Raw genomic sequence first — 6,713 nt, 5'->3', positions numbered from 1 at the left:
TCTACACACCTGCCGACAAGCGGCAGTATGGCTATTATGTCCTGCCGTTCCTGCTCGGCGACAGGATCGTGGCACGCGTCGACCTCAAGGCCGATCGCCCGGCCAGCATACTGCGGGTCCATGCGGCCTATGCCGAGCCCGGTGCGCCGCCTGAAACCGCTGCGGAGCTGTTCGAGGAATTGAAGCAGATGCAAGGTTGGCTCGGGCTCGAACGCATCGAAGTGACGCCTGCCGGCGATTTGGGCGCGGCGCTGGCCGACATAGCCGTGTCGTAAGCTCGCGTTGACACCGCCGCCCGCAAAAGCCTAAATCCGGTTCCAGATGGTCCCTTGCCCGCAACGGCAAGGGCTAAGAGGGAATGCGGTGCGGGGCAAAATCCCAAATCCGCGGCTGTCCCCGCAACTGTAAGCGAAGAGCCAAGGCCGAAAACCACTGGGAATTCCCGGGAAGGCGGCTACCCAAGGCGATGACTCGCGAGCCAGGAGACCTGCCGTCTGCGACTGTAGAATCCGATCGCCCGGCGGGTTTCCGGGCAAGGAGCCCGATCTTTGGACCACGACAGCAGTTTTTCGGCTGGCACAGCGGATATTTCGTCCGGCCATGATGATGCCTTGGCCGGCGTCACCATCATCGTCTGCGGCTCCTCCCGCAATGAGACCGGCTCCGACGCTCATCCCCGCGCCGGCGAGTTGCTGACGGACGACACGCGCCGCGCCGCCGCTGGCGACGATATCCGCATCCGCAGCGTCGAATGCCTTGGCAATTGCAAGCGGCGCCTCAGCGCCGCGATCCTGCGCGACGGTTGCTGGAGCTATGTCTTCGGCGACCTGACCGCGACCAGCGGCGCCGACCTCGTGACAGGCGCAAAGCTCTTCGCCACCTCGAAAGATGGCCTGATCCCGTGGCGTGGCCGCCCCGATAGCCTCAAGCGCGGCCTCGTGGCCCGCATTCCACCCATCGACATGCTGAAGGATTGACCATGACCACTTCCGTATCCCGCGTTCCCTGCACCGTCGTCACTGGCTTCCTCGGCGCCGGCAAGACGACGCTGGTCCGCCATCTCCTGGAAAACGCCGGCGGCAAGCGCATCGCCATCATCGTCAACGAATTCGGCGACATCGGCATCGATGGCGAGATCCTCAAGGGATGCGGTATCGACACCTGCCCCGAGGAAAACATCGTCGAACTGGCCAATGGCTGTATCTGCTGCACTGTCGCCGACGACTTCGTCCCGGCGCTCGACCAAATCCTGTCGCTGACGCCGAGGGTCGACCATATCCTGATCGAAACCTCGGGCCTGGCACTGCCCAAGCCGCTGGTCCAGGCCTTTCAGTGGCCCAGCGTGAAAAGCCGGGTGACCGTCGATGGCGTCATCGCCGTGGTCGACGGACCGGCATTGGCCGAAGGCCGCGTCGCCAACGACATGGAGGCCCTCCAGGCGCAGCGCGCCGGGGACGAGACGCTCGACCACGACGATCCGGTGGAAGAAGTGTTCGAGGACCAGATCGCCTGCGCCGACCTGATCATCCTGTCGAAGAGCGACCTGATGGACGCCGCCGGCACCGCCCGCGCCAATGCCATCGTTGGCGAACACTCCGCCCGCGCAGTGAAGATCGTGCCGACCTCGCATGGCAAGGTCGATCCCTCCGTGCTGCTCGGGCTCGGTCTGGCCGTCGAGGACGACATCGAAAACCGCAAGTCCCATCATGACGGCGCATTCGACCACGAGCATGACGACTTCGACACGTTCATCGTCGACATTGCCTCGATCGCCAATCCGGACGAGCTGGCAAAGCGCGTCGCCACCGTCGCCGAAGAAGAGAACGTGCTGCGCGTAAAAGGCTTCGTCGAGGTCGGCGGCAAGCCGATGCGGCTCTTGCTGCAGGCCGTCGGGCCGCGCGTCAATCATTACTATGACCGCGCCTGGACCGCTGAGGATGACCGCCGCTCGCGCCTCGTCGTCATCGGCCTGAAAGGGCTGAACCGCCCGGCGATCGAGCGTATACTCGCCGGCTGATTTCGGACACGGATTGCGATGCACATCCTAACCACGACATCCGCCTCGCTCGACGACCTCGCCGAGCCGGTCGATCTGCGGCAGACGCCGGCGGATATCGTGGCCCTGTCCTTCACCGACAGCGACCTCGCCGGACTGGCGGCGGCGTGGAGGACCGATGCCGACCGCCTGCCCTCGATGCGGCTGGCCGCACTGCGCGACTTGCGCCATCCCATGTCCGTCGACCTCTGGGTCGACAGCGTCGCCCGCCATGCCAAGATCATCCTCGTGCGCATCCTCGGCGGCTACGACTGGTGGCGCTACGGCTGCGACCAGCTTGCCTCGACCGCCCGCGAACGCGGCATAAAACTGGCGCTGCTGCCCGGCGAATGCCGCGACGAGGATCTGCGCCTGATCGAAGCCTCGACGCTGCCGCGCGAGGAGTTGGACGGCCTGCTCGACTATTTCCGCGAGGGCGGCCCGGCGAATATGAGCGCGCTGGTGCGCAGGCTGGCGGGCTTGGCGGGACAGGATGCGGAAGTGATCGGCCCGGTGGTGGTGCCGAAAGCTGGTTTTTACGTGCCCGGATGTGGAGTTGTGGAGAAGCCGGACTTATCGAATGCTGGCGCTTACAACGTCAACGCTCCTATCATCCCCATCCTGTTCTATCGCTCGATGCTGCTGGCCGCCGATGTCGCGCCCATCGATGCGCTTGTTGAAGCGCTGCGGCAGCGCGGCATCGACCCAGTCCCGATCTTCGTCTCCAGCCTCAAGGACCCAACCTCCCTCGCCTTCGTGGAAACAGCACTGACGGCGCTGAAGCCCGCCGCCATCATCACCGCGACCGCTTTCGCCTCAGGCGCCGAACCCGGCATCGAAACGCTGTTCGACCGCGCCGGCGTGCCTGTCTTCCAGGTCATCGTCGCCACCACCCGCCGCGACATCTGGCAAAACAACCAGCGTGGCCTGGCACCCGCCGACCTCGCCATGCATGTCGTGCTGCCCGAACTCGACGGCCGCGTCCTCGCCGGCGCCATTTCCTTCAAGGGCGAGACCGAGACCGATCCCGCACTCGGCCACCGCGCCTTCGCCAACCGGCCGGAACCGGATCGCGTGGCGCAGGTCGCTGACCGCGTCGCGGCCTTCATCAAGTTGCAGGAGACACCCCGCGCCGGGCGCAAGCTGGCCATCCTAATCCCGGATTACCCTAGCGCTCCTGGTCGAACCGGCTATGCCGTCGGCCTCGACGTGCCGTCCAGCGTGCTCGCCATGCTGCATGACCTGAAGGAGCAGGGCTATGTGATTGAGGGGATTCCGCAGACGCCGCGTGGGTTGCTGGATTTGCTGGAAGCCAGCGATACTGGATTGGCCTTAGATAACTACATTGCCTTCTCGACGGAGTTGCCGACTGCGGCAATTACTGCGGTCGAAGCCGCTTGGGGCAAAGCGGAAGACGAAACAGGTTTGCGCGGAAGCTTCCCCTTCCGCGCCGCCACCTTCGGCAACGTCACCATCGCCCTCGCCCCCGACCGCGGCCGCTCCGTCGACCGCCGCGCCGACTACCACGACCCGACGCTGCCCCCGCGCCATGCGCTGATCGCCTTCGGCCTCTGGCTGCGCAAGTCGCTCGGCGTCCACGCGCTGGTCCATGTCGGCGCCCATGGCACGCTTGAATGGCTGCCGGGCAAAACCGTTGCTCTGTCGGAAAACTGCTTTCCGGAGATCGTCACCGGTCCCCTGCCCGTCATCTATCCCTTCATCGTCTCCAACCCGGGCGAAGCGGCGCAGGCCAAGCGGCGCATTGCCGCCGTCACCCTTGGCCATTTACCGCCACCGCTGACCGGCGCCGGGCTGGACGAAAACCAGCACAAGCTCGAGCGGCTGGTCGACGAATATGCGCAGGCCGACGGGCTCGACCGTCGCCGCCGTGACCGACTGGCGAAACTGATCGTCGACACCGCGCAAAAAACCGGTCTCGCCTCCGAAGCCGGCGTTGCCAGAACCGACGCGCCCGACGAGGCCTTGCGCCGCATCGATGCCTGGCTCTGCGACCTCAAGGATTTCGCCATCAAGGACGGGCTGCATATCTATGGCCGCGCTCCGGAGGATGAGCCGGACGCCATGCGCCGGCAAAGTGCTGAAGCCGAGAAGACGGCGCTCATCGCCGCGCTCGATGGCCGCCACGTCAAGGCTGGGCCGGCCGGCGCGCCTGCGCGCGGCCGCTCGGACGTCTTGCCTACCGGCCGCAATTTGTTCACCTCGGACCCGCGCACCATGCCGACGCCGACCGCCTATGATCTGGGCAGGGCAGCGGCGGAGGAAGTCGTGCGCGGCTACATGCAGTCGCATGGCGACTGGCCACGCTCGCTAGTCATCGATCTCTGGGGCTCGGCATCGCTGCGCACCGGCGGCGAGGAGATCGCTCAAGGCCTGGCGCTGATGGGCTGCCGGCCGCAATGGGATTTGGCCACCGGCCGCATCACCGGCATCGAAGTGCTGCCGCCGGCCACGCTCGGAAGGCCACGCGTCGATGTCACATGGCGCATATCAGGCCTGTTCCGCGACATGTTCCCGACCCAGATCGCGCTGATCGATGCCGCAGCCAACGCGGTTGCCGCGCGCGACGAGGACGATTCGGAAAACCCGCTCGCGGCCAAAACCCGCGCCGACGGCAAGATCAGCCCGCGCATCTTCGGCACCTCGCCGGGCACATACGGCGCCGGCGTCGAGGATCTCATGTCCTCCGGCGACTGGGCGGCACGCGACGAAATCGGCCGCGCCTATCTCGACGCTACATCGCACGCCTATGGCGGCGCCGGGGGCGAAGGCATCTCCGCGCCCGGCGCCTTCGAGGGCCGCATCGCCGAAGCCGATCTTCTCGTCCACACCGGCGACGACCCCGGCCGCGACATCCTCGAGGGCTCCGCCGATGTGGCCTTCATCGGCGGCTTTTCCGCAGCACTTGCGGCGCTCGGCAGGAATGCCGACGTCATCGTGCTCGACACCACGGACCCGCAAAAGCCGAAGCCACGCTCGATCAGTGAGGCCGTAGCGCGCGTCGTGCGTGCCCGCGCCGTCAATGCCCGTTTCATCGCTGGCCAGATGCGGCACGGCCCGCGCGGTGCCTCCGAATTCGCCGAAACCGTCGACCGGCTGGTCGGCTTCGCCGAAACCACGCACGCCATTCCGGGAACGCTGATCGAGGCGGTGCATGACGCCTATGTCGGCGATCCCATGGTCCGCGCCTTCATCCTGCGCGAAAACCCCGCCGCCGCAAAAATCATCGCCGAGCGTTTCCTGTCGGCGCGCCGGCGCGGCCTCTGGCATCCCCTGCGCAATTCCATCGACGACGATTTGACGGCCCTGATTGCCGAGGCAGAAGCACTTGGGGTGGCGGCATGAGCGCCTTCTCGCGCCGCGGCGCCTGTCCGGCTTTGTCGGCACCGATGCAAACCGGCGACGGCCTGCTGGTGCGGCTCAACCCGGTTGCTGGGGGAATGTCGCCAGAGTCGTTGATCGGACTAGCCGAATCCGCTTTGCGGCACGGCAATGGCATCATGGAAGTCACCGCGCGCGGCAGTTTGCAGATACGCGGCCTGACGGCGCAAAGTGCTGCGCTGCTGGCGGCGGAGGTCGATGCGCTTGATATCGCGGTTCGCACCGGCGTGCCGGTCGAGACCGGGCCGCTGGCAGGCATTGATCCGCAAGAGATTGCCGATCCCCGGCCGCTGGCTGAACGTATCAGGGCTGCGATCGAAGAAGCTGGGCTCGTACAGCGCCTAAGACCGAAGGTGTCGGTCGTTGTGGACGGCTGCGGGCAACTCGCCATGGATGCGGTCACGGCCGACGTGCGGCTTGCTGCAACGCGCACCGATGCGGGAGTTCGGTGGCGCGTGTCTGTCGCGGGTGACGGGAGGAATGCGAGGCCGCTGGCGTTTGCCGATCAAGGTGCGGCGCGCGATATTGCCGTTGCAGCTCTAAGGATGGTTGCAGAGAAAGGCCGCGAGGCCCACGCAAGGGATTTATCGGAGAGGCAATTAGTGTCTTTGGCGGGTTGGCTGTGCTCGACGAGTTTGCGCGAGGCGCCCCCCTCTGTCCTGCCGGACATCTCCCCCTCAGGCGGGGAGATTGGCAGCTTCGACGCCGGCTTTTCCTTAACAGCACCGGAGATTGGCGAAACCATCGGTGACGGCGTAATCTCCCCCCTAGAGGGGGAGATGTCCGGCAGGACAGAGGGGGGCGCCTCGCGCAAACCTATCGGCCTTTTCCCCTTAGCCGGCCACGCCACCGCCCTCGGCATCGCCCTGCCCTACGGCAGCATGCCGGCCGACAAGATCATCGCCCTCGCGCAAGCCGCCATCGCCCTCGGCACAACCGAAATCCGCCTCGCCCCCGGTCGTGCCTTGCTGTTCCTCGGGCAACCAACCGCCGCCAACCCATCGCTCCAACACACCGCCGCCATCCTCGGCTTCGTCACCGCCCCCGCCGACCCGCGCACGCGCATTGCCGCTTGCCCGGGCATGCCGGCCTGCGCCTCCGGCCGCATCGCCACACGCGACATCGCCGAGACGATCGCCGCTGAAACAGCCGACATCCTCGACTTCACCCTTCACATTTCCGGCTGTGCCAAAGGCTGCGCCCACCCCGGTCCGGCAGCGCTGACGATCGTCGGCGGCGAAAATGGAGCCGGACTTGTCGTGAACGCGACGGCAAAGGC

5 protein-coding genes and 1 riboswitch are annotated in these 6,713 nt (G+C 66.3%); all 5 genes read left to right on the top strand.

Annotation, left to right across the window (positions count from 1 at the left end):
* A partial coding sequence (locus EN879_RS19255) for a crosslink repair DNA glycosylase YcaQ family protein (RefSeq protein WP_206520965.1) occupies window positions 1-275 on the top strand: 275 nt, incomplete at its 5' end.
* A 30-nt stretch (window positions 276-305) separates the two neighbouring features.
* A riboswitch (cobalamin riboswitch) is annotated at window positions 306-510 on the top strand.
* Window positions 511-548: 38 nt separating this feature from the next.
* The gene (locus EN879_RS19250) at window positions 549-977 is read left to right on the top strand and encodes a DUF1636 family protein (RefSeq protein ID WP_127274181.1); all 429 of its coding nucleotides are present in this window, start codon (window positions 549-551) and stop codon (window positions 975-977) included.
* Between the two features lie 2 nt (window positions 978-979).
* Window positions 980-2,017 (top strand): cobalamin biosynthesis protein CobW, encoded by a 1,038-nt coding sequence (cobW, locus tag EN879_RS19245; RefSeq protein WP_063168240.1) that lies wholly within the window; start codon window positions 980-982, stop codon window positions 2,015-2,017.
* 18 nt (window positions 2,018-2,035) lie between these two features.
* Window positions 2,036-5,398, top strand: coding sequence for a cobaltochelatase subunit CobN (gene cobN / locus EN879_RS19240; protein WP_063168241.1), 3,363 nt, complete (start codon window positions 2,036-2,038; stop codon window positions 5,396-5,398).
* Window positions 5,395-6,713, top strand: a 1,319-nt coding sequence (cobG, locus tag EN879_RS19235) for a precorrin-3B synthase (protein WP_127274180.1), incomplete at its 3' end; no start/stop codon positions are given. The genes cobN and cobG, both read left to right, overlap by 4 nt.

Source organism: Mesorhizobium sp. M7A.F.Ca.AU.002.02.1.1 (assembly GCF_003998535.1).
In the GTDB taxonomy this organism is placed as follows: Bacteria; Pseudomonadota; Alphaproteobacteria; order Rhizobiales; family Rhizobiaceae; genus Mesorhizobium; species Mesorhizobium ciceri.
This window is presented reverse-complemented; position numbering and strand designations above follow the sequence as displayed.

Bases quoted from the DNA above. Each gene is read 5' to 3' on its own strand.
- cobW (WP_063168240.1), top strand. From the start codon at position 980: ATGACCACTTCCGTATCCCGCGTTCCCTGCACCGTCGTCACTGGCTTC.
- cobN (WP_063168241.1), top strand. From the start codon at position 2,036: ATGCACATCCTAACCACGACATCCGCCTCGCTCGACGACCTCGCCGAG.